Below are 22,555 nucleotides of genomic sequence, written 5' to 3'. Positions count from 1 at the left end.
GAGTGGTCGTGGTCACACAACTCCACCGAGGTCACCTAGTCGGGCCTGCTTCGACCCACCGGCGAGGTCGTCGAGTCGGAGGCCGCGTGACTGTGCTTCCTCCAGTTTGATTCGGTAATTTCCGCTCGTCGTCCGGTGACAGTCCTCGGGGGCGAGAAACCACCACGACTCGTGATCGAATCGGGCAGCAAGTCGAGCTTCAAGTCCGAGCATCTCTGCGAAGTACAGCAGATCGTCGACTTCATCGCCATCGATGTAGATCGGATCGCCACTCGATGATTTCGCCTCGATCGCATAGCCGTAGGTCCCGTTCCCGCAGATCACGTCCGGGAGTTCGCGAGTGGTCGCACTCCCCGAGGCGGGTGCTCGCATCGGCGCGAACCCGACGTCCTCGAGTCGGGTCACGAGTTCGCGCTCGCGGCGATCCCCCTTCGGATTGCCTGGCATATCTCCATCTCACTACCCGAGCGTATTCTATCCTCGGATGGGGAGCGTCGTACAAGCCGCCAACAGGAGAGCGGTCCTCCATGCCTGCCGAGAGGCCCGAAAGACCGACTCAACCCCGACCCCACGATTCATCGAATGGCGCAAACGAGTAGTGGTACCCGCCGATCCCAGAAATCAAGATCACACCGACGAGGGACTCGTCGAACTGTGGATTGAGGTGGTCTTGTTGAAATACTCACAACTGGGGGAGGAACCGCGCGCGACAAACAGAATGGATCCAGCATGACGTGCGGGAGCTTTGTCGAACCCCTCATCTAATGACAGTTCTCACCGGTCATACCGAATACAGAGCGCACAACCCAAATACCACAATATATGATAGTTTGTTGGATGCGAACCGATGCACTCTGCTTTCCTCACAATGTACGCCCACGCCGCCTTGACGAGTACCACGGATCAGCTCTCTAGCTCTACAGAGGAACTCGGTAGCAAACCACTCTCTATTTCGAGCCGAAACGGAGACAGGGTTCACCCTCGACCCTCGAATTTCGGTAGATGTGAGCATCGATTATTATAGACAGAGTGCGTGGGATACCGCATGATGAATTCTGAACCAGACGGCTCTGACATACTCATCGAGGCCGTCAAGCGAGCACCGATGCTCGCCGCGCTGCGAGAGGAACCTCTGGCTCGTCACGAGTTAGAGAATCGGCTCGGTATCTCGAAATCGACTGCTCACCGGAACACGAAATCGCTGGCAGAACAAGGTCTGCTCAAGAAATTAGATGGGGACTTCGTGCTCACGGAGTTCGGACAAGCGGTCGCCGATGTCGTTGCGGCGTATGAAAAAGAGATGAACACGACCACTCGTCTCGCTCCTGTGTTCGAAGCGATTTCCGGGACCGACCCCCCCTGTCCCATCGAGGCCTTTGCTGACGCGACTGTCACGTCTGCGGATCAAGGCGATCCTTTCGGCCCGCTGGCGCGGTTTGTGTCACTCGTCCAAGATTCAGACTCGTTGCGCATGTTCGACTCGTATGCTATTGCACCGACCTACATCGATGAGATACATGGACGGATACTCGGCGGAATGCGGGCAGTAGTCATCGAACGTCCCAACATTGCCGAGGATATCATGGAGAACTACCCGGCAAAATGCGTCGAATTGTGTGCGAGCGAGTTTCTCGAAATGCGGCTACACGAGAGGCTCCCTTTCGGATTGGTCGTCCTAGACGACTACATTGGTATCGGCGTCCGGGATTCAGACACAGGGATTCCTCGGGCCTTCGTCGACACAGAATCGAATGAGGCCCGCGAATGGGCAGAGACGATCTTCGACTCCTACTGGAACGAAGGGGTTCACCTGGAGCGATTTAATCCGAAGGCGCTGAGAGAGACCATGGAGACCAGAGCCGAATGATCGAAGGTGCGTGACTATGTGAGATCGACTGAGATCTGTTTGGAATGGATTGTCGGCGAAAGAACGGTCGATCAGTTGGACGAGTTCACATTGGCCCTCTGAACTTCGCTAACGCGTCTCGCAAGCCCCACTACGAGTCTGGAGATTGATACGGACCCTTGACCGACTGGCCACGGCGCTCAATTCGCGTTATCGGGAGCCCCGCACAGTCGGCGTGGTCGCGTAGCGCGTCCTCGTGTTCCGCCTTGAAGTGACAGAGGGTGCCAGTGACCTCATCGTCAACATTGGTCATGACCTCTGACTCAACCCACTCGATGTCAGTGCCGGCGTCACGAACAGTATCTAGCGCCGCGACTGACCGCTCGCTGGCGCGTTCTCGTTCGGCGTGGGTCACGGGCTGGTCCAGTAGTCGTAGGATGAGGAAGTCCTCCAACTCATGGTCGGTCATCAGTCTTCCTCCCGGGGCGGTAGCTGTGGTTCGACGATACGTTCTGCCATCAGGTTGTCTCGGTGAGACATTAAAAAACCGTATGCGGGGTGGAGATATGTAGCTACTCTCCGGGATTGTCCCGAAGATAGGGATGCTCCCACCCATCGAAACGATTCCGTTGGGAGTTGTCGTTCTTTGGTTCACTCTGTACTCACGTACAGGACTGACGCCGCGCTCAGTACTCAGCAGACGGGTCGTCCGTTACTGGGCGAACGGCGAACGTCGGCGGAGAGATGAATTCACGGCCGCGGCGCCGCCATCGGCCGTCCTCGTACACGTCCTCGGAGCGCACCCATCGAGGATCATCCCTCATCACCTGATAAACGACACGATGTCGTATCTCGTCCTGTGTCCGGTACTCGAGCGCGATCTGTCTCATTGTGTCCTCGCGATCCGCTGGCGCTCACTCGGGGTATCGATGGAGACCATCATCATGCCAGTCGGATCTGGAAGCGGTCTGCGATCCAGCACTGCCCCGCAGAACTCACACGAGTGGAGGATCTCCGTGCCGATTACGCAGATCGAACGGTCACACATCGGGTGTGAGCAGTGAGATGCCCACGGCGAGTCAGTCGGTGGAGATCCGACGAGCCACTGGGACACGCGTGGTCGTAGTCGAGACGTGAGCCACTGTCTGTAGCGTTCGTGCACCTGTTGAACACCTGCACCCCTCCTGGGTGTGATAAATCTCCGAGACGATGGGATGGATCACGTCAGTGTCGGCCAAGACGGTCCAGAGCAGTGAGTGAGCACAGGAAGGAGAAAGAGGGGAGAGACGGTGCACGACGACCGGGAAACCGTGTCCACATCGATCACCTGCCTCCGTGACCGCCTACACAGGGAGGAACTCCCAGACGTCAGTTGCCAAACGACGACCAGTGCAGCCACGACTAGGGTCGTGTAGTGAATCCGCGTGATGACACCCCACTCACGGTCTCGCCGCGCGAACACAGCGAACCCGAGTCTGGCGACTGCGAGGAGAATCGCGAGAGAGGGGAGCAAGAGTGTCGCCTCCACGAACGCCGAACCACCGATCATCACGCTGAACGGGTCGGTCGCGACGGTCGCGAGAGCGACAAGGAAGGCAGACAGAACGATACTGGTCAAGTTCCTCGTTCCAGACACCTTGGTCCAACAGATCCTGTAGCGTCGTCCAGTCCTTGGCGATAACCTTACCGGGTGAAGTCGGTCCCATATAGAAGCGAGACGGTGATCGACGGTAAGCTGACGCTCGAGTGCAACCGCCTCCGGCTGGCCCGTGTTTTGAGACGCGCTGTGTGTTCAGCAACCCTCTCGGACCAGATCACTGGTTGCGGGATACGTCGAGACCCCAGCTCCAAGAACGGCCCCACCCACGAGGGCGAGGACGGCAACTCGAATCTGTAGTGGAATCATCCACGCGAGAGTGAGGCCGCAGAGAGCCCCCACAGCATAACAGACCTGAACGAGGACGACCGCGGCACGCGCCCACACTGGGGTGGACACGTACGAACCACCGACTGCCGCCGTTTCGAGGGCGGCGTGACCAGCCAGAACGAGCGCGCCGGCGAGTCCGACAACGGCGCCAGTAGCGTACAGCGCCCCCAGCGTGAGCCCCTCGAGGACTCGATGCGCTCCGATTGCGCTGCAGGTGAGGTGAGCGTGATCCGAACAGCCCGAGGGAGGAGCGGTCGTCCGTCGAGTCGCCCAGCGCATCGCGATGATCCCCACAGCCGCGCTACCGAGCCCGAGCAGTGGCTGTGCCAGTAGCGCGCCGCCGACGAGCGTGCCGCCGAGAGCGATCAACAAGACGCCGAGTGTGAGTTGTCGGCCAAACGTTCCGTCCACTACGGTCAGACGATCGGAGGATCGATATCTGCTCGCACCAAGCCCGCCGAGAAGACCGGCAACGACTGGCAGTCCGACGACGACACCGAACGTCACTGGAATGCCACCGGCGTCGCCAGTCCCGTGAGCGCTCGCTGTCGTCGAAAACCCAACCAGACACCAGACACTGACACCGAACCGAGCGAGAAGTCGCCACCCAAACCACAGACGCTGGCCGGGTGTCTCGTGTCGAACCCCGGGCCGCACGGTGAAAACGCTCACCTCCGAACAGGCATCGGCTGACCGAGTCACTCCCATGGGTTCACGACCAACTCGGCGTGGATATCCGACCCAACCGCGACCCGACAGTCACTCTGCGGCCGAGCAAGACAACAGAGGATGTATCCCGCCCGGCTGTGTCGGGGATGCAGCGCTCTCGGAGGACGCTCGTACGAGATACGTCCGTCGAGGAGACGGCCGACACAGGTCGCACACGCGCCCGTTCTGCAGCCGAACGGCAGCGCCACCCCCGCGGCCTCGGCGGCATCGAGGACCGTCTCACTCGTGCTCGCACGGACCGTCTCCTTGCGCCCGGCCTGCCACCTCAAGACGATGTCATAGCGAGCGGCCATCGCACTATTGCCACACGTCGCTCGTGCAATCACCGTCGGGCCATCGAATCTCGTGTGCACGCGCCGGCCCTGCGGGGAGGTCGCCGAAGTCGACGAGGAATTCCTCGTCGAGCGTCATCGTTCCCGCCCGTGGGTCGACATCGGCTTTGAGCATCACCGACCCTCGCTCGGCCTCCTCGGGGTAGAACTGATTATCCCAACTCGAGAGCAGCGATGTCGTCCAGTAGAGGCGCTCACCGTCGAGACTTAACTGGAGCATCTGCGGCCCGCCGATCACGTCGCGCTCGCCATCGATCGGCTGTTGGTCGCCGAAATACCCACCCGCCCAGACCTGATCGACGAGGCGAGGAGTCGCGGGATCGCTGATATCGTACATGCGAACGTCACCGTGGAGCCAGTTGCTACAAAAGAGGTAGCGGTCGTCCATCGAGACGACGAGATCGGTCGTGAGCCCGGGCATCGGCATCTCCCACGCGTCGTGCTCGCGAGCGTCGATATCGATCACCGTCTCGGCCGTCCACTCCTCACCCGTCTGTGAGAGGTGGAGGATGTTCGAGGAGAGGGCGGCGCCGACGTAGGCGTGTGCCGACTCAGGGCTGTGAAGAAAGCGAACTTCCAGCGGGACGAACCCCTCCTCACCGAGTTCGAGCGTCTGCGTGACTGTCCGCTCGGTCCAATCCCAGATGTGGAGTCGCTGGCCGTACTTCCCGGCCTCGACGTCGTCGAAGTCGAATCCTGGGAAGAACGTCGACGGCGCGGCGAGTTCGCTCGAGACCATCACGTCGTGCCGCGGCTGATACCAGAAGTCGTAGTTCATCCCGATCTCACCGGGAGGGTCCCACCGACCCGCGATCTCGAAGTCCGCATCGAGTTCGAGAAAGCCACCGGGCAACTCGCCGTCGGCGTTCCCGAGCATGCTGATCAGGATCTCACCGTCGGGGATGCAGTGAGTCGTGTGCGGCGCCGAAAGGTCGTATTCGAATACCGCTTCTGGCTCGATAACCCGCGTGAGTTCGGGATTGCGCCGGTGTTTCGTGTCGACGATATGGAGTCGCGACGAACGGAAGCCGGGAACGACGAGATATCGCCGTTCAAGCCCGCCGACATGACACGATGACGAGCAGGCGTTCCACCCGAAGTGGTGGAGTTCGTCCCCTCGGGTCGGCAGCTCGACTCGTTCGATGATATCGGTATACGTCGCCGAATCCGGGTCGAGGTCGACGACCGCGAGAAAGTCGGGTGCATCGATGTCCGTTCCGGTGTACAGTCCCATCACGTACGCGAGCGTCTCGGGGGCTGATTCTTCGATTGCGGCCTGCGGCGTCGGATAGCCGGGCCCATCGGTTCCATGGTCGTGGTAGTGGTCGGTTGCCATAGGTGCTCTCTCCGCACCCACTAGTCTCGATGAAACCCCGATATACACTCGCGCTGAGCGTCTCACACAGTGTAAGCGACTCTCACGCCGTGAACAGAGATGGATCCAGTCGCTCACCGTCGCGACGGTGCTCATCGACCAGTGAGTCGGCCCACGAGTGAATCACTTCATCGTCGGTTTCGATCACCGCGAGCGGTGCTCCCTCACCACCAGAGAGACACAGCAAGACGACGTCGTCGACGACGAACACGGTCGAGGGGATCTCCGCCTGGGAGAGAAAGATCTCGAACGTGTCCGTCTCGACCATCTCTCGGGCCTGGTCGACCATCTGCGGATTGGTCCCAAAGCGTTCGAGCGCAGCGCTATCGAGCACGCTCTCGAGGGCGAGATCGCCATCGACCGTACCGCGCCAGCACACCTCCATAATGCCTGGGAGAACGGAATACGTGAGGAGGCGAATACTCTCGGCAGTGTAAACTACCCCACCCTACTCCCTCGGCGCTCCGCGCCTCGGTCCTTGGGGGTGGGGATTTGATGTGGACTCCCGGCGATTAGTCGCCAGCAACAGGCCGGTAACTCTCGCCGTTCAACGTCCCACCATTCACACGCAGGTCTACTTCTGCGTCTCCACTCCCCGACTTGGGCGAGGAGCGGAGTTTGTGGATTCGCGTTCGAGCGTAGCGTAGCCCGATGTTCTTCGCACCGTTGTAGTCCGCGTTCACCTCGTACCCGCACTTCTGGCACTTGAAGTAGTCTCCGTGGCGGTTGTCCTCATGCGTGAACCCACAGTCCGTCCGAGAACAGCGTTGGGACGTGTGGTTCGGCGCAACTCGCTCCACGGAGACACCGTGTTCTGGTGCTTTGTACTCGACGTACTCGAACAGGCGACGGAACGTCCATACATGGTGCCACTGTGCCTGTGGAAGACGCTCGCGTATGTCGGTTAGGTCCTCGAACACGATAACGTTGCAGTCGTGTTCGACGGCTTCCGCGACGAGTTCGTTGGCGACCGTGTGGATGTACTGTTTCCGCCACGCTTCTTCGCGCTTTCCGAGGCGAAGTAAGGCGTTGTGCGCGGCTTGGGTACCGCGCTGTTGCATCTCTCCACGTCGCTTCTCGAACTCGCGGCACCAATGGTCGTAGTCGTCTCCTTGCCAGAACGTGCCGGTCGAGGAGACGGCGAGTGAGTTGACGCCGAGGTCGATACCGAGGACCGTTTGGTCGGGGTGCCCAGTATCTGCCGAAACCTCTACGTCGTCGCCGTCTATCCGCCGTGTTGAAATGTTGAGGTAGAACTCGTCGGTTGTCGCGTCGTACCGTAGTGTACTCTCACGGAACTCGTAGTCCTCGGAGAGAACGTATCGCTCGTAGGGCGTGGGGCTGTCTGCCGGGAGGATGAACGTGGGTTCGACCCGGCCCTCGACGGTTGCCAGCGACATCTTGTTGCGGTAGAAGGTCGCGCTCCGAGTGTCGTAGTCCATCGTCTCGGCGGTGAACGTGGGACAAGAGACGCGCTGTCCCTTCTTCCAGCGTTCGACAACGCCTTTGATGGCTTCGACGGCGCGTTTGATGGCGGCTTGGACGAGTTGTGCCTGTAGGTCCGTCCCCTCTCGAAGTTCGGAGTAGAGCGCGTCCCGCACTTGCCGTTTGTTGGTCTTGCACTCGGTGTAGGAGGTGTCGGACCAACAGTAGTCGGCGGTTCGGTTCGCGCAGTACAGGTATTGCTCGGCGGTTCGGTGGAGTGCGTCGCGTTGCTCGTCGGAAACGGCGAGTTTCACGACGGCGGTTCGACGCACCTCCATACTTCAGAGTAGGGGCAACGGTACTTATAGGCTCGAGAGTCGGTCAGTCGGAGTATGCCGGTTGTGTCGTGCCATGTCGGTTCCCTCTCCGGCCTACTCGCTCCCTTTGCTACGCTTCGGTCGCTCCTTGAGGCCGGAGGCTCCACCTTGGATTACGCTGAATCCGATTCGAGATGTGTGTTGTTGGAGCGAGCGGAGCGGTCTTCGTCGCGCGAACGATTCGCGCTCCAGCGAGGTGTCCGAGGTCGAAATCGAACCCCTCCGCGGGGAACCACTGTGCCACCTCGTTGAGCGGGGGAACCGGCTCGAAGCGCTCGAGAAACCGGATCATCTCCCGTGAGACGTACGCGCCGAGGTGAGTGGCTTCGTACTGTCGATCCTGTTCAGTGACCCAGCCCCGCGCTTCGAAATCGTCGAGGATGCGCCCGAGTGTCGCGCGCGTCACACCCGTCGACTCCTCCAGATCGTATCGCTCACTCGGCCCGCGAGTCAGTTCCTCAAGCACCCGAATACGATTCGGCGACCGCGCGAGGAATTCGAGTTCCTCGAGTGGAGCACCGAGGAGGTCGACGAGGGTCATGTGACACGGTACCACATTCATCAGTGGGAGATATAGCCGTTCGGCCACGCGAGCCGACAAGCACGATTCCGAATGTGACGACAGACTCACGAGTATCACAGAATCGGTGCGTCGGCGCGCGGACTCCCCGCACTGGCGAGAACGGGAGTAGGGGTAGCCCAGCACATCGTCGGCCCCGCTGAATGCCCACCGAGCAATACCTATCACCTCCGCAGAACCGTGATTTATGAGATACGCCTCGAACGCTGAATTGCCACACCGGACTGCCATCGAAATAGTGGTCCGAGGCTCCCATGCCGCATTCCGACCCGACCACCGACGCCGAGGCACCTGACCTCCCTGTCCTCATCGAGTCGACGCGACCCTACCTTCGTGTCCAGCCGACCGACGATCCGCTCGCCGTCGAGACTATCAAGACGCACATTTGTCGACTCCACCAGCTCGGGCAGACGGTCAGAATGAGCCGTCTCGATACCCTGTTGAACCGCGCGTCGTCACGGCCAACGATCGAGTGCCTGCTCGTCTCCACAGGTGGTACGGACGACTCGCTCACCTATGCGTTCGGGATTGACGATGCGGACACGGACACAGACGCAGACACGGTCGCCACGCTCGAACGCCTCCTCCGCGGGTTGCTTCCCGACTCGTACGAACTCGAGCGGACGGCCCAGCTAGGCGGACAGCTCGGCTCGCTCTTGGACACAGCTGATGAACCGACTGCTGCAGTCAGCTTTCAGGGACACGCCGAGCGGCGACGCGATTGGCAAACACAACTCACACCGTTCGCTACATTTCACGAAGACGATCAGGGTCGCGTTCCACTGACGGCGATCGTCGAAACGATGGCGACACACGAGTGCCCGATGGTGTATCAGGCGCTTCTCCAGCCCCTGCCCGACTGGTCACGCCGTGCCGAGGAACGCCGCGCTGCGATCGAGGCGAATCAGGACACGCTCGGTGACCAGTTCGCGACTGTCGTGTTCGGGCCAGCTGACGACGAGGCGTCGATCCCTGCAGGGGACGTGACTCGACTCGAAGAACTCGAAGTGCGCGACGCTCGCCGGTCGTTCGTCGTCAACGCACGGGTCGTCGCCATCGGGACTGACCAGAGCACCGCCGAGCGAGCAGTCCGCGAACTTGCGTCGGCGTTCGCCGACGTGAGCCACACCTGCTACGAAATCGAGAGTCGCGTCGCTACCGGGACAGAGAGCCAGGCGGTCGTCGAGGCGATTCGTGACCGAACGATTCACCCACCGAGATACGAACGGCTTCGCACACGGCTCCCGTGGGCACACAATCGCAGTCGGGGAATCGTCGCCGATGCGACGGAGGTTGCGAATTTCTGTCTCCTCGGTGGGGCTGCCCTCACCACGGCTGGCGGTCGTGCAGTCGCACCGACGCCGGGCGAGCGCACGGCCCTCCCCCGCCCCCCGTTCGAACAGCTCGCAGCCTACCGTGGAACGGGTCTCCTCCTCGGAGCCCCACTCACACAGGATGGCACACCTGACGACCACCCGCTCGTGGTGCCGCCCGCCCTCCAGCCGTTACACGTCGGCTGGTTCGGGAAGACGGGCTCGGGCAAGTCGACGAGTCTGATCAACGCGCTTCTCGAGAACCACACAGCCACGAATGGGGCGGACATTCTGATCGACCCGAAGGGCGACGGAATGGCCACTGAGTACCTCCGAGCACACTACGCGACCCACGGGACGCTGGAGAACGTCCTGTATTTCGACTGCGCGGCGATGCTACCGGCGTTCTCCTTCTTCGATATTCGCGACGAACTCGCTGCGGGTGTTCCCCGAACCACGGCGGTCGAGGATACGGTCGATCACTATCTCGAGATCCTCACCCAGATCATGGGTCGCGAGCGCTTCGACCGGGCGGTTCGGTCGCCGGACGTGATTCGATATCTGGTGAAAGCGATGTTCGACCCGGTCAATGGATATGAGGCGTTCTCACACCGCGATCTCCACAGCGCCGAGCGGACGATGCACGAGCGCCAGGCCGCCCCGGCCGTGGCAGATTCCGATCTCGAACGGATGCTGGCAGGTGTCGTCGCGAATCGTGCGCAGTCGTTCGACGAGATCATGCAGGGGGTTGCGAATCGGATGGAGAAAATCCCGGTCGACCGGCGCCTCGCACGCATCTTCAATCACGTCCCCGAAGATGGGGATGAGGACCCACACTTCGACCTCGCAGAGCACCTGAACGAAGACGTGGTGATCGTCTTCGATACGGGCGAGCTCCGCACCGAGGCTCAGCGTGTCCTCACGCTGGTCATCCTCTCGAACCTCTGGACGGCACTGCGGCGTCGGTCGCGGCGTGGAGCGACCGATACATCTCATCCCCTCGTGAACCTCTACGTCGAAGAGGCCGCGAGCATCGCCGTCTCTGACCTCCTGAAAGAGCTGCTCGCCCAGTCGCGTGGGTTCGACTGCTCGGTCACCCTCTCGATGCAGTTCCCCGCCCAACTCCGGGGTGACGGGGAGGACGTCTACGACGAAGTCCTGAACAACATCTCGACGTTCGTCACCGGAAACGTCCCCGTCGACCGTCGGCTGGCCGAACGCCTCGCGACCGACGAGATGGATCCACAGGCCGTGGGCAACCGCCTCCGCGCACTCCGTCGCGGACAGTGGCTCGTCAGCCTCCCGGCGGCGTTCGACGCACCCGAGCCACGACCGTTTCTCGTTGGCTCGGTGTCGCCGCCACCAGGCGACCCGGCTGGGAGTCGACCACTCACCCCCGCCGAGCAGCGAACGTTCGACGGTGCTCTGAAGCACGTTCACGAGCGGACACTCGCCGAGTCGGGTCTGACGCTTGGCGAGCCGAGTGCCGCCACACACGACGAGGAGACAGAAGATGAGTCCGAGACTCCACAGGTGCGGGTGGACTCGGCACTGCCACACACGAATCGGATGCCGCCGACCGTCGAGTACGTCGCCGCGAGTCACGCACTCCAGTGTAGGGCCTGCGGAAATCGGTACGATCCAGATATCCAGGGCATGAAACGCGCGATCGCGTGTTGTTCGTCGCTCGATAGTGTAGAGCGAGACGACGTCCCCATCTGCGATCTGCATCTCAAACTCACACCAGATGAACGGCGGGCTTCCGAGTGGACAGATCACCAGCTCATGTTCCTGCAGGCGGTCTACAACGCCCAGCAGGTGCGGTACGACCCGCTCGAATACGACCTGCTCTACGACTCGATGCTCAGGTTGCAGGAGTACATCGGGATCGACTCCGAGCCGCTGCAAGACCTCATCGACGCCGACCTACTTCGACACGATACCGACCACCCGCATCGCCTCTATTCGGTGACGCCCGACGGCCGCACCGTGATCGGCGAGGGATATCGCCAGGGCGTCGACTACGGGCATGGGGCGGGCGATCTTGGAGAGTCGAGCCAGCATATTTTTGCGGTCGAGGTGGCCGCGCAGTATCTCGACCGGCAGTACGTCGACGAGCCAGACTCGGCTGTCGTCGAGGTCGTCCCCTACTACGAACTGGATGACCAGCATCGCCTCGACGTCGCAGGACTGGATCACGAGGGCGAGATCGTCGTTGCAGTAGAAGCCGAGCGGGTGAACAACGACGTCCTGCGCGCGGTCCCCGAGGACTTCGATAAGATCGCCGCCTGTGATGTCGAAGAGGCGATCTGGGTCGTGATGACCCAGTCCGAGGGGCACGACGTCCTCCGGGCACTGAACAACCCTCCGGAGGGCGAACCACGTGTCGAGAAGACCTATGCGGGGACGACGCCACCCCAGCAGTTCCGGATCGACACACCCGGCCTGACGGCGATGTATCCTGCCGAGTGGCTGCGCGACCGAATCGATCGATGAGTGCGGTGCGACCCGTCGATCCTCCGCTGGCAACATCGTCGATGGATAACCGACCAGACACGCACGGCAGAGGCCGACGTAGAACCCATCGATCAGCGATAGATTCAGTGATAGTGATGATATATAGCGCAGATCTCGTCGGAAGTTCGAAGCGGAATAGGCACGTCACGTGGTTCTATGCTGGCGTTCGTGGCCACTCCCGAGACGGCGTGCATCACCTGTGTTGGGAGAGTGCTGTTGTGCCGACCGCAATCCGTATGTGACTGGATCGGGTCGTGGACCGTCCGCTGGACCGAATAGGTTCCAACGAGGAGGTCTCCCATACCCCCCTGATCAAACGTGTGGTGACGACCGGCGACTCCATCGGTGGGCTCCACATCGTCAGGTCGGTCAAACAAAATCGTATGATTGCGGGTACGCCATTCTCGTTCAACACACCAACGAGTGCAGAGGTGACTAGCTCGGAGTAATCCGACCTCTATCGATGTATGTAATCTCAGGTAATGCTCTACTTCCGGTAGAGGACTTGGAAGTCACTCTACCGTATAACGGAACGACGAATACAGCTTGCCATCTGTGATTTCAGAGAGCGGTGTCGCTGGTCAAGATATCGATGTAGAGGAAGTCACCCCGAAGCCGCCCAACTCAACCACAACGAAGGAACCCGAGATAAAAGTAGAAACACGAGGATGAGGGGACGGGGAACAGGTCGGGGTAAAAATGGGAGCGAAACGGCGACGAGATGAGGTCCACCTCACCAGGGCAATAGCAGTTCATAACGAGTGGACGTGGGTATCCGCAGCCGTTCTAAGATCGTTACTCGTCTAGTTTCAAGGCCGGTTAGCGAAGTCTGGTTCCGCTACATAACCAGTCCTGGAGGACATATTATCGACTCGCATCTCTCCGAGTTGTGTTCCTGTGTCGTTATCGAGGGGGCCTCGGAGTGTAGAATTCAGATATAAGTGCGTGTGATAATTGGGGGAAATTACTTTGTGAGTTGTTCACAAACAAGGATCCATGACAGCCCTAGTCGTGGACTCAGAGGCTGCACTAGAGAGTGTGAGCGTGAGCGTCGTCACGGCGGTCGCTAAAGTGCTCGATCGCGATCCGACGACGATCGGACCGATACATGACGCCATCGATCCAGATGCGTTAGACAGGCTCTTTGCATCGACTACCACGACAGCACGAGAGAACGGCGGTCGAGTGACGTTTTCTGTAGAGGGGTGTGAGGTGACCGCCTACGCGAATGGCCGGCTTGAGGTCGTCAAGCCTGACACTCTGGGTCAAACCAGTGCGAGTGACTAAGAGAACTCGTTTCTTCTGTAGGCTCAGTAAGACGACGACCTAACACGCCGAGATAGCGGAGATGAGTGCAGAAGAGTGACAGCGGGATTTAATTGCCCAACTGTCCAATGGCCGACCGCAGTCCATGTCAGAGGCCGCGCGGCTTCCCTGTCGCGCGGGGGTTTTACCCTCTATAATCTGAAAGGCTCGTTTGGGTGGGGTCCACGTCGCCTCGTCAATAATTTCATCGCCCATCTTGTTCCTCCCGACAGACGAACCGCGTCTAGGTGTCGACGCCGATGCGGATCTCCCCCTCGATTACCGTGATTCAAATAATCTGAATGATAGATGCTATCAGTCGACGCATACACATATATCTTGGTAGTTCGTCTGAGTAGATGCGGTCGAATAGACCGCAAATCGGTTGTGGTCACCGAGTTCCGGGCTGGTGGGAGCCGCGTGGTGGATCCACCGCCACCACGCAGCAGTCGGCTGCGGAAACTCGATTCGACCCTCGATTGACGGTAATCCACACCGTTCTCGTCAGTTACTATGAGCGGTATTTCGGTCCTGTATGAGCTGTTCGGCTTCGAACTGGTTCTGGTCGTGGGGCGTATCGTTGAGCGTCGTTGATCGGCCAAACACACTCACGAGACGTGTTGTGAGCCCTCCGTCTTCTGGGCGAGAAAACAGGCCCAGCGGATGGATGGACAAGCCTCCTGCGTGGGACACGCGTCCGACACACCCGAATAACCTATTATAAGCCACTCCTAGAGCCAACCGATGTCGAACTCGCGGACGCCGCTGAGTCCGACCAACCGAACTGCCCTCACCCGTCTTGAAGAGTACGTCGAGACCCTGGACGATAATGCAGTTCTGACCTGGGAGACAGCAGTCGAGTGTCTCACTGATGGCGAGTTCGAACAAACGGAGACTCGCCGACAGATTGAGCAACTGCTCCTCAAAGGGTATCTCTACGAGGTCGGGGAGGAGATTCGGATCCCACCGCGTCCTATGATTGACTGAAGGCCGACCGATGGGCTGGCCACTTGGTCCGCCACGTGTAGAAATAGTAGAAATGAGCAGGGGACGCACCAGCCAGAGAGTCAAGCTGGTGAGCTAACAGAAACGATGGTGGTTCGTGTATCGCTTTTCGTATCGAATTCAGTCAAACAGCCAAGATGTACCGAACCGTGTCGTCGGAATCAACACCGAGGATTAGGCCGCTATCCTTATTCTAATCCAACATGAATAACTACTATATGACCGTATCACTCTCTAACAGAGACTACCGTATCATCGTCGATCTGCAGAATCGGTTCGAGGAAAACGGTGAGACAGAACAGGCGGCGTTCTGTGAGAAGATCCTCACCAGGCTCGAACAGACCGACGAGAGGTAACTCAGGCCTGAGAGGCACTTCTTCGGTGTTGTGGACGAATAACTGTTCGCGGAGTGAGTTCTACTCCACTGACGAAATGTAAGAGACTGTTGAGGACGGGGAGCCGGGGGCGCGACGAGAGAACGACTACTTGTACCCGTAACTCGCCTCGTGGTACGACCAGACGGTGTCCATCGCGTTCACGAACGTGTCGAGATCGATCGAATTCACATCCCACGTACGCTCGCTAGCGCACCGGTAGCGCCGCTCGCGGTCGTGATGAATCCTGCGCTCGATACGAGCCTCGCGGATCTTTTCACCAAACAGCGGACGGAACCCCGGGTCGGTTCGGGCGCGAGTCACGTCCGACGGCGAAACAGCACCCTCCTCGACTGCCCGTACGACGACTCCGTTGGCCAAGTCACCCTCAGAGAGTTCTCGTTTCCACGTGGTCAGCCAGTTGCCGATGCGACCCAGCGGTTCGACCAGTCGGATCGCCTCCCTGAGCGCCGGTTCGTCGTTCGGGTCGAACTCGGGCGAACACATCAGGTCGACCGTCGCGAGCGCGTCCATACACATCGTCGCCGACTGGACAGTCAAGCACTCCTCGTAGCTGGCCGACCCAGGGTTCTCGGCGACAGTTCTCGAATGACGCTGTGCGCGAGCGCTGTCCGCGAGCGCGTCCCGGAGCGTCGCGAGGTAGTACTCGAAATTCGGGGCATCTGCGAGGCGATCGGTGAACGTCTCCCACGCCGAGGCGGCGAGTCGGACGCGTGGTTCGTCCGCGGGGCTTCCCGGTTCGGGCGGTCCGTTGAACAGGACCCGAGCGGCGGCCTCGAAGGCAGTGTAATCCGATCGGCGGTCCGAAAGGTCGTTGAGCGCAGTGACGTACACACTGACGAGGAGTCGCCCCTCGTCGGCGAGCTCCTCATACTGAGGTGGAACGGAATCGAGTCGGAACTGGGGCAGGACCGCGTCGAGCCACCCCCACATGTAGCGGTCGCGGCAGCCGAATGCGATCTCGTACTGGTCGATGAGGCGTTCGACAGATCGGGGTAGTTCACGGCTGCAGAGGTCCTGTGGCGCCGGAACCGTCGTCCCCCGGCGACGGTCTGTTGACATCTACCTGTGGGTTCGCGTTCCGGGATATAACGTAATCGGCTGTCATTCGTAATATGATAATTGATACGAGGTATGCATGTCGACGGTTGTAGTGCATCGTCTCACTACAATATCGGAATCAACTGGAAGAAGAGGTCGGAAGCTTAATAATTCCAAATGTGAACTAAACTCAATAATCATTATACGGTTCAAATGAGTCACAGGAGAGGAGATGATTCGAGTCCTCCACGTCGACAACGAGTCGAGCGTTGCGGAGTTGACCGCTGAGTTTCTCGAACGAGAGGACGACCGTCTCGATGTCGTCATCGAGACGAGCGCCAGGGACGGGCTCGACCGACTCACTGGCGACGACATCGATTGTATCGTCAGCGACTATCAGATGCCTGGGATGGACGGACTCGCGTTTCTCGACGCTGTCCGGAAACGCGACGACAGCCTCCCGTTCATCCTGTTCACTGGAGAGGGTTCGGAAGCAGTCGCGAGTGACGCACTCACAGCAGCTGCTACGGAGTACCTCCAGAAGAACGGCGATACCGGCCAGTATGCGCTCTTGACCAATCGAATCATCAATGCGGTGGAGAGCCACCGGTCCAGAGAGCGTAGCGCGTACCTCGAGTACGTTCGTGACGTGCTTCGCGAGATCAATCAGGCGCTCATCCGCGCGTCTACGTGGGACGAGATCGAGACACAGGTCTGTGATATCATCGGTGGGCTCGACGCTATTCGCTTCGTGTCCATCTCCGAGGTGGACTCCGAGACGAGTCGGATCACGCCTCGAACGTGGGCCGGCGTCGAGGATAGATATCTGGGTGATATCGACGTGAACAGTGGCGAGGAGACCGACCGTCCACCGACGCCACACGAACGAGCGCTCTCCGAGCGAGCGGTCGTCGTCTCGTCGGATATTCAGATGGATCCCGCGTTCGACCCGTGGCGCGAGACGGTGCGCGAGAGTGGTGTTCGTACACTCGTCGTCGTTCCGCTCGAACACGACGATACCCTGTACGGACTGCTCACTGTCCACGTCGACCGAGTCCGACGAATCGACGAGGAAGCGCGGGAGGTGCTCACAGAACTGGGCGATAATATCGCGTACTCGTTCTACACCGTCGAGACGCGCGAGCAACTCGCAGCGAGCGAAGCCTCCTACCGGACGCTCGCGGAGACGGCGTCGGATGCGATTATCACGATCGACGCGACCAGTACCATTACGTACGCGAACCCCGCTATCGAGCAGTTGTTCGGCTACACTCCCGCAGAACTCCGCGACTCCCCCCTGACGACGCTCATGCCCGACCGGTTCCACCACGACCACCACGAAGGGATCGATCGATATCTCCAGACGGGAGAGCGACAGCTCGATTGGACTCGGATCGAGTTACCCGGGCTCCACAGGGACGGAACCGAGATTCCGTTGGCCGTCTCGTTCGGGGAGTTCGAACGGCACGGCCAGCAGTTCTTCACCGGGATTCTGCGTGACGTGTCCGAACGAAAGGCGCGAACGGCCGAGTTGCAGCGCCAGAACGAGCGGCTCGACGAGTTCGCGGGCATCGTCGCACACGACCTGCGAAGCCCGCTGAGCGTCGCGACCGGTCGTCTCGAACTCGCGCGAGACGACTGCGACAGCGAACACCTCACCGCCGCGACACGCGCACTCGATCGGATGGACGACCTGATCGGGGACCTGCTCACGTTTGCTCGACACGGTCAACGAGTCGACGAAACCGACCCCGTCTCACTCGCCGATGTACTCCGAGACCTCTCTATCGAGGACTCGTTGACTGTGACGGTCGACTCCGACCTCGACCCAATCATCGGCCATCGAAGTCGAATCCAAGAATTACTCGAGAATTTAGTCCGAAACGCTCGCCAATACGGTGACGCGGACACGACCATCCGGATTGAGAGGCTCGAGAGGGGGTTCGCAGTCGAAGACGACGGCCCCGGAATCCCAGAGGCGGAACGCGACACCGTGTTCGAACCGGGATTTACGACGAACGAGGACGGGACGGGATTCGGTCTGTACATCGTCAAGACCATCGCCGACGCACACGGCTGGGACATCGCGGTTACTGAGGGAGCGAGTGACGGCGCTCGATTCGAGATTACCGACGTCGAATTCGCTGATTGAATCGTGCCGGTCGTTGCGTGTGAGGTTCTCGGTCAGCTACTTGTAGCCGTAACTGGCCTTGTGGAAGTTCCAGACGGTCGTCATCGCCTCGGCATACGCGTTGAGGTCGACCGACTTCGCTCCCCAGATGCGGTCCTGTACGGAGCGGAGGCGACGATCGCGGTCACGGTCGATCCTGCGTTCGATACGGGCCTCTCTGATGCGGTCAGCGAACGTCGGGCGAAAGCTCGGATCCGACCGAGCACGGATCATGTCCGTCGGTGAAATCACACCCTCCTCAACCGCACGAGCGACGACGCCGTTCGCAAGATCCCCTTCGGCGAGTTCACGCTCCCACGTGGTCAGCCAGTTGCCGATCCGGCCGAGTGGTTCGATTACACGAATCACCTCGCGGAGCGCCGACTCATCGGTGGGATCGAACTCGGGCGAACACATCAGGTCGACCGTCGCGAGCGCGTCCATACACATTGTCGCCGACTGGGCGCTCAGACACTCCTCGTAGCTGACCCTCCCCGGATCGGCCACAACGCTCGCAGCATGTCGTTGCGCACGTGCAGTCTCGGCAAGGTCGTCTTGAAGCCTCGTCACGTACCGTCCGAAATTCGGAGCCCCGGCGAGTCGGTCACGGAGCGTCTCCCAGGTCGCTGCGACGAGCCGAACTGCAGGTTCGTCGGCCGATGTGTCGGATTCGGGCGGACCAGTGATCGGAATCCGTGCAGCCGCTTCGAAAGCGGTATCGTCAGAGCGGCGGTCGGAAAGGTCGTTGAGCGCGGTCACGTACACGCTGACCAGCAGTCGGCCCTCATCGGCGAGATCGCGATACTGTGCGGGGACACAGTCGAGTCGGAATTCAGGGAGGACGGCGTCGAGCCACCCCCACATATAGCGGTCTCGACAGGCAAACACCGACTCGTACTGGTCGACGAGTCGTTCAACCGACCGGGGTAACTCCCGACCGCGCAGTTCTCGCGGACTCGGCGTCATCGCTCCCTGTCGACGACGTGATGCCATATACTATAATTCATGTAGTTACTTTCTAAATAAACTAACGCCAGTCAAGAGATCGTATCCAGCATTCTCCTGTTCCTCCCTCTCCGCGAACCGCACCAGTTACTCGTTCCTCCTTTTTGCCGAGCGGTTCAGTGATGGGTGGCGTACTCAAAAACAGCTCACGATAAGCCACGATCTCGTTGTTCTCACCAAGTAGTCAGTGGCTGCTGCTATGTCGAATCAAACCCGGCTCCTTCTAGCACAACAAGACGACGGTAATACTCTAGCGGAGTAGCAGCGTCCCCCTCGTCGGAAGTGAATCGCTCTTCAGCGATCGATCGCGCGTTCTTCACAGGTGACTGGAGATACATCTGGGCGATCACCGGCCAGAGAATCGAGGTGACAGGTGCACTCGCGAAGGAGGCGGCTGCGACTCCTGTTGCCCCTGCTGCGATCCCAAACACCCCCAACGAAGTCGAGTTGTTTCGTGCTGCCTCCATCAGCAATTCAGCAGAAGGCAGCCGACCCCGGAGAAGCCCCATTTGGCAGAGACTTCAGGGGTAGCCGATTTCTGCATTTGCGTCGCCGTCTCGTCACTCGCTTCCGTGGCCGGCGACGCGGATCGATAACTCGTGGTTGACGTCACAGGGGATGTTCCGGCTAGTGGATAGGTATCGGCCGTCACGGCACCGATAGCCGTCATCGCAGAGCAGTACAGCGACCATCCCGGCTGTGTTCGGTGTAATCGGCCAGTCCGCTCTATTCCTTACGTGCTCGATCGCTACAGACATCCGCTATGGATAACGCGGTCTGTTCCTCAGGTATCGAGTGGGGTAGCAGACCACCCAAAGTCAACCGATCGATTACAGGCAGGACAACGCGGTGTATCGAACTGTTCGCCCAGAATGTATCCCAATCCGCTTCCGACCACCAAGCCAGTAGCTCCGAGGAGGACCGTCGTGCCGAGTCCCCATCCGCCAGTGGCTAGTCCGACGACGCTCCCAACGGCGCCCCCAGCACCGGCAGCAACCAGTCCGCTTGTCGTCGTCACGAGTGTCCGATCGTGCTTGACTCGGTAGGCGTGCACGCTGATGGAACAATCTGGGCACTGCGCGTTCGCAACCCGCCCTCGTTCGCTTGCGGCCATATCTGTGGTATCAGGACTAACGACCGGTAGTAAATTTGGCGTCGTGTGAATCAGAAATAATACTCTGCGGTCAGAATCATGCGATGGGTTGCGAGACGAACCATGGGCGGGAGGAAGCGGCCATACGAACCAGCAACTGCGCGCTGCGATTGATGTGAATCCCTAATCGGGCTCAGTAGCTCTCCGGTGGTAAGCAGACGGCTAGTCGAATTAGCTGTGGCCGTGTGAGATTCATAATCGGCCCGCACCACCGCAAGGGAAGCCGAGAGGCTCGCAGCGAAGGGGACTAGGTCAGATTGCCGAGCAGATAGCGACGGCACCCGCGTTCCGAGCTTCAGTGCATACAGGCGGGAGAAGAGCCTCTCTCCCTAGTTCTGTGTAACCGGCCGAAGACGCAGGACAACTCTCGTATCGAAAATCGAGAGACGGCGTCCGAGTATGAGAATTTGAACGGGTGACACCAGCGAGGTGGTCTTCCCGGTTCCATCGCAGGGGTAGTTCTCCACCGTGTTCGCGTACCCCCTAGAGAGGCCGCCGAGGGGGAATCCCTGGCACCCAGTGACTCGAGTTGGAACGGTCCTAGATGCCGAGTCGTCAGGGTCGAGCTAGCTCTTTCCGGGTCAGAGAGCCGATTATGAATACGGTGCTGCGAGCGGGCGAAGCAGGAGACCGCTTTTGAGAGGCGTGCACCCGCTCTGGCTCGCTATGACTCCGGAGAGCAGGTGCATGAGAGACGTTCACGAGAACAGAGACGGTCATTTAGTGACCGTATCGCCAAGACTGCGCGACGTTCTCACTCCTGACGACTTCCGATCATCGATCACCAGTGGCAGTCACGAAGCGAAGAGTGTGGTACGCGCGAGATGGGTCATGCTGGTCCTTCAGCGTAGGTCGCTCACGAGGGAGAGACCCGAATGCCATCGGGCGTGAGGATCCCGCTGTTCAAGCGCACTCCCGCGGGTGCGCCTCCATCGGCTCCAATCTGGTTCCGACGGAGATACTCAAGTCCGATATTCTTCGCCGCGTTGTAATCGGCGTGATTCTCGTATCCGCACGCGATGCAGTGAAACGTCCGACCCGATCGACTCGCTTCGTCCACCATTCCGCAGGTCGAACAGCGACGAGATGTATCGGCAGGCGAGGTGAACGCGACCGAGATACCCTTTGTGACGGCCTTGTACTCGACATACTCGGTGAGCCGGCGGAACGCCCATCGATGCTGCCAGCGAGCACCCGAGAGTCGCTGGCGGATGTGAGAGAGGTCTTCGAACACGATTACAGAACACTCGTGTTCGCGCGCCTCTGTTACGAGTTCGTTCGCTACCTCGTGCAAGTGCTGTGTCAGTCGACCGGTCTCGGTTCGTCCCACCGCGTGGATGTTCGCGTATGCCCAGCGAGTGCCGCATCGATGAAGCGCCGCACGGCGCTTCTCGTATTCTCGGCGCCAGTGTGCAAGCTCGCAACCGGACCAGAACCGTCCGGTCGAGGTGACGGCCAGTTGCCGAAGTCCGAGGTCGACGCCGAGGACCGTTGGGTGCTCGACGTCATCGACCTCTGAGACTGGTCGCTGCATCAGGGCATGGAGATACCAATCGCCGTCTGTGTATCGGAGGATGCTCGACCGGAACTCGTACGCTGGATTGCAGACGTACCGCTGCTGTGGTGTGCCGTCGTCCGCAGGGAGGTCGTACTCACAGACGACCCGCCCATCGACAGTCGCGAGTGAGACACTGTCGCGAGCGAACGTCGCGGATCGCTTATCGTACAGGAGGCTCCGCGCGGTAAACTGCGGGCGCGAGGTTCGCTGTCCGTCCGCTCGACGCGCGACACCAGATCGGACGGCGTCGATGCCTCGCTTGATCCCCTTCTGGACGAGATTCGCGTGGAGTGCTGTCTCGGAGCGGAGTTCACCGTAAAGCGCGGCCCGTGCCGCAGAACGATCGGTGCAGCACGACCCGGTATCGTCCCACGCCCAGTCGCTCGTTCGGTTCGCACAGTGGAGAAATCGCTCGGCAGTCTCGTGGAGGAGTGCCTCCGCACGGGGAGCGACCTGTAGTTTGACGCGGACGGTTCGTCGCTCCTCCATCGGGATGAGTTGG

Annotated in this window: 18 protein-coding genes; 6 read left to right on the top strand and 12 right to left on the bottom strand. The window is 60.2% G+C overall.

Annotation, left to right across the window (positions count from 1 at the left end):
• Positions 1–12: 12 nt before the first annotated feature.
• Positions 13–447 carry a Holliday junction resolvase Hjc gene (gene hjc / locus AC6RUA_RS11020; protein WP_499813060.1) on the bottom strand — a complete coding sequence of 145 codons (435 nt, stop codon included), beginning with the start codon at positions 445–447 and terminating at the stop codon, positions 13–15.
• A 601-nt stretch (positions 448–1,048) separates the two neighbouring features.
• Between hjc and AC6RUA_RS11015 the strand changes: the two genes are divergently transcribed.
• Positions 1,049–1,867: a helix-turn-helix transcriptional regulator gene (locus AC6RUA_RS11015; RefSeq protein WP_499813059.1), complete on the top strand. Its 819-nt coding sequence runs from the start codon at positions 1,049–1,051 to the stop codon at positions 1,865–1,867.
• A 130-nt stretch (positions 1,868–1,997) separates the two neighbouring features.
• Here AC6RUA_RS11015 and AC6RUA_RS11010 read toward each other — a convergent pair whose 3' ends face one another.
• The 8 genes from AC6RUA_RS11010 to AC6RUA_RS10975 form a co-directional block, all read right to left on the bottom strand.
• Positions 1,998–2,315 carry a nickel-binding protein gene (locus tag AC6RUA_RS11010; protein ID WP_499813058.1) on the bottom strand — a complete coding sequence of 106 codons (318 nt, stop codon included), beginning with the start codon at positions 2,313–2,315 and terminating at the stop codon, positions 1,998–2,000.
• Between the two features lie 217 nt (positions 2,316–2,532).
• Positions 2,533–2,736: a hypothetical protein gene (locus AC6RUA_RS11005; protein ID WP_499813057.1), complete on the bottom strand. Its 204-nt coding sequence runs from the start codon at positions 2,734–2,736 to the stop codon at positions 2,533–2,535.
• A gap of 902 nt (positions 2,737–3,638) precedes the next feature.
• Positions 3,639–4,280 carry a hypothetical protein gene (locus AC6RUA_RS11000; protein WP_499813056.1) on the bottom strand — a complete coding sequence of 214 codons (642 nt, stop codon included), beginning with the start codon at positions 4,278–4,280 and terminating at the stop codon, positions 3,639–3,641.
• A gap of 191 nt (positions 4,281–4,471) precedes the next feature.
• Entirely contained in the window at positions 4,472–4,795 is a 324-nt protein-coding gene (locus tag AC6RUA_RS10995; RefSeq protein ID WP_499813055.1) for a 2Fe-2S iron-sulfur cluster-binding protein, read from the bottom strand.
• A gap of 4 nt (positions 4,796–4,799) precedes the next feature.
• Positions 4,800–6,170, bottom strand: coding sequence for a selenium-binding protein SBP56-related protein (locus AC6RUA_RS10990; protein WP_499813054.1), 1,371 nt, complete (start codon positions 6,168–6,170; stop codon positions 4,800–4,802).
• Between the two features lie 82 nt (positions 6,171–6,252).
• A complete protein-coding gene (locus tag AC6RUA_RS10985) occupies positions 6,253–6,594 on the bottom strand; it encodes a transcriptional regulator FilR1 domain-containing protein (protein WP_499813053.1) in 342 nt (113 codons plus the stop codon).
• 127 nt (positions 6,595–6,721) lie between these two features.
• Positions 6,722–7,972: an RNA-guided endonuclease InsQ/TnpB family protein gene (locus AC6RUA_RS10980; RefSeq protein WP_499813052.1), complete on the bottom strand. Its 1,251-nt coding sequence runs from the start codon at positions 7,970–7,972 to the stop codon at positions 6,722–6,724.
• Between the two features lie 109 nt (positions 7,973–8,081).
• On the bottom strand, positions 8,082–8,552 hold the full coding sequence (locus tag AC6RUA_RS10975; RefSeq protein ID WP_499813051.1) for a MarR family transcriptional regulator: 471 nt from the start codon (positions 8,550–8,552) through the stop codon (positions 8,082–8,084).
• A 293-nt stretch (positions 8,553–8,845) separates the two neighbouring features.
• Between AC6RUA_RS10975 and AC6RUA_RS10970 the strand changes: the two genes are divergently transcribed.
• The 4 genes from AC6RUA_RS10970 to AC6RUA_RS10955 all read left to right on the top strand — a co-directional run bounded on the left by AC6RUA_RS10970 (position 8,846) and on the right by AC6RUA_RS10955 (position 15,087).
• Positions 8,846–12,400: an ATP-binding protein gene (locus AC6RUA_RS10970; protein ID WP_499813050.1), complete on the top strand. Its 3,555-nt coding sequence runs from the start codon at positions 8,846–8,848 to the stop codon at positions 12,398–12,400.
• A gap of 1,017 nt (positions 12,401–13,417) precedes the next feature.
• A complete protein-coding gene (locus tag AC6RUA_RS10965) occupies positions 13,418–13,708 on the top strand; it encodes a HalOD1 output domain-containing protein (RefSeq protein WP_499813049.1) in 291 nt (96 codons plus the stop codon).
• A 762-nt stretch (positions 13,709–14,470) separates the two neighbouring features.
• A complete protein-coding gene (locus tag AC6RUA_RS10960) occupies positions 14,471–14,713 on the top strand; it encodes a hypothetical protein (RefSeq protein ID WP_499813048.1) in 243 nt (80 codons plus the stop codon).
• Between the two features lie 236 nt (positions 14,714–14,949).
• Positions 14,950–15,087, top strand: coding sequence for a hypothetical protein (locus tag AC6RUA_RS10955; RefSeq protein ID WP_499813047.1), 138 nt, complete (start codon positions 14,950–14,952; stop codon positions 15,085–15,087).
• 126 nt (positions 15,088–15,213) lie between these two features.
• Here AC6RUA_RS10955 and AC6RUA_RS10950 read toward each other — a convergent pair whose 3' ends face one another.
• Positions 15,214–16,188 (bottom strand): terpene synthase family protein, encoded by a 975-nt coding sequence (locus tag AC6RUA_RS10950; protein ID WP_499813046.1) that lies wholly within the window; start codon positions 16,186–16,188, stop codon positions 15,214–15,216.
• 211 nt (positions 16,189–16,399) lie between these two features.
• Here AC6RUA_RS10950 and AC6RUA_RS10945 point away from each other — a divergent pair, with 211 nt between their 5' ends.
• On the top strand, positions 16,400–18,319 hold the full coding sequence (locus AC6RUA_RS10945; RefSeq protein WP_499813045.1) for a two-component system sensor histidine kinase NtrB: 1,920 nt from the start codon (positions 16,400–16,402) through the stop codon (positions 18,317–18,319).
• Between the two features lie 36 nt (positions 18,320–18,355).
• On the opposite strand, the gene AC6RUA_RS10940 is transcribed toward AC6RUA_RS10945, so the two are convergent.
• Complete coding sequence (locus tag AC6RUA_RS10940; protein WP_499813044.1) at positions 18,356–19,303, bottom strand: hypothetical protein; 948 nt, start codon at positions 19,301–19,303, stop codon at positions 18,356–18,358.
• Positions 19,304–21,351: 2,048 nt separating this feature from the next.
• Positions 21,352–22,542, bottom strand: a complete 1,191-nt coding sequence (locus AC6RUA_RS10935; protein ID WP_499813043.1) for an RNA-guided endonuclease InsQ/TnpB family protein — start codon at positions 22,540–22,542, stop codon at positions 21,352–21,354.
• Positions 22,543–22,555 lie beyond the last annotated feature (13 nt).

Source organism: Halorarum sp. SLYT50, assembly GCF_059821265.1.
This window is presented reverse-complemented; position numbering and strand designations above follow the sequence as displayed.

What these genes read in the sequence shown, in the direction of transcription:
- hjc (WP_499813060.1), bottom strand. Translation starts at nt 447, where the DNA reads ATGCCAGGCAATCCGAAGGGGGATCGCCGCGAGCGCGAACTCGTGACC.
- AC6RUA_RS11015 (WP_499813059.1), top strand. Translation starts at nt 1,049, where the DNA reads ATGAATTCTGAACCAGACGGCTCTGACATACTCATCGAGGCCGTCAAG.
- AC6RUA_RS11010 (WP_499813058.1), bottom strand. Translation starts at nt 2,315, where the DNA reads ATGACCGACCATGAGTTGGAGGACTTCCTCATCCTACGACTACTGGAC.
- AC6RUA_RS11005 (WP_499813057.1), bottom strand. Translation starts at nt 2,736, where the DNA reads ATGAGACAGATCGCGCTCGAGTACCGGACACAGGACGAGATACGACAT.
- AC6RUA_RS10995 (WP_499813055.1), bottom strand. Translation starts at nt 4,795, where the DNA reads ATGGCCGCTCGCTATGACATCGTCTTGAGGTGGCAGGCCGGGCGCAAG.
- AC6RUA_RS10990 (WP_499813054.1), bottom strand. Translation starts at nt 6,170, where the DNA reads ATGGCAACCGACCACTACCACGACCATGGAACCGATGGGCCCGGCTAT.
- AC6RUA_RS10985 (WP_499813053.1), bottom strand. Translation starts at nt 6,594, where the DNA reads ATGGAGGTGTGCTGGCGCGGTACGGTCGATGGCGATCTCGCCCTCGAG.
- AC6RUA_RS10980 (WP_499813052.1), bottom strand. Translation starts at nt 7,972, where the DNA reads ATGGAGGTGCGTCGAACCGCCGTCGTGAAACTCGCCGTTTCCGACGAG.
- AC6RUA_RS10975 (WP_499813051.1), bottom strand. Translation starts at nt 8,552, where the DNA reads ATGACCCTCGTCGACCTCCTCGGTGCTCCACTCGAGGAACTCGAATTC.
- AC6RUA_RS10970 (WP_499813050.1), top strand. Translation starts at nt 8,846, where the DNA reads ATGCCGCATTCCGACCCGACCACCGACGCCGAGGCACCTGACCTCCCT.
- AC6RUA_RS10965 (WP_499813049.1), top strand. Translation starts at nt 13,418, where the DNA reads ATGACAGCCCTAGTCGTGGACTCAGAGGCTGCACTAGAGAGTGTGAGC.
- AC6RUA_RS10960 (WP_499813048.1), top strand. Translation starts at nt 14,471, where the DNA reads ATGTCGAACTCGCGGACGCCGCTGAGTCCGACCAACCGAACTGCCCTC.
- AC6RUA_RS10955 (WP_499813047.1), top strand. Translation starts at nt 14,950, where the DNA reads ATGACCGTATCACTCTCTAACAGAGACTACCGTATCATCGTCGATCTG.
- AC6RUA_RS10950 (WP_499813046.1), bottom strand. Translation starts at nt 16,188, where the DNA reads ATGTCAACAGACCGTCGCCGGGGGACGACGGTTCCGGCGCCACAGGAC.
- AC6RUA_RS10945 (WP_499813045.1), top strand. Translation starts at nt 16,400, where the DNA reads ATGATTCGAGTCCTCCACGTCGACAACGAGTCGAGCGTTGCGGAGTTG.
- AC6RUA_RS10940 (WP_499813044.1), bottom strand. Translation starts at nt 19,303, where the DNA reads ATGACGCCGAGTCCGCGAGAACTGCGCGGTCGGGAGTTACCCCGGTCG.
- AC6RUA_RS10935 (WP_499813043.1), bottom strand. Translation starts at nt 22,542, where the DNA reads ATGGAGGAGCGACGAACCGTCCGCGTCAAACTACAGGTCGCTCCCCGT.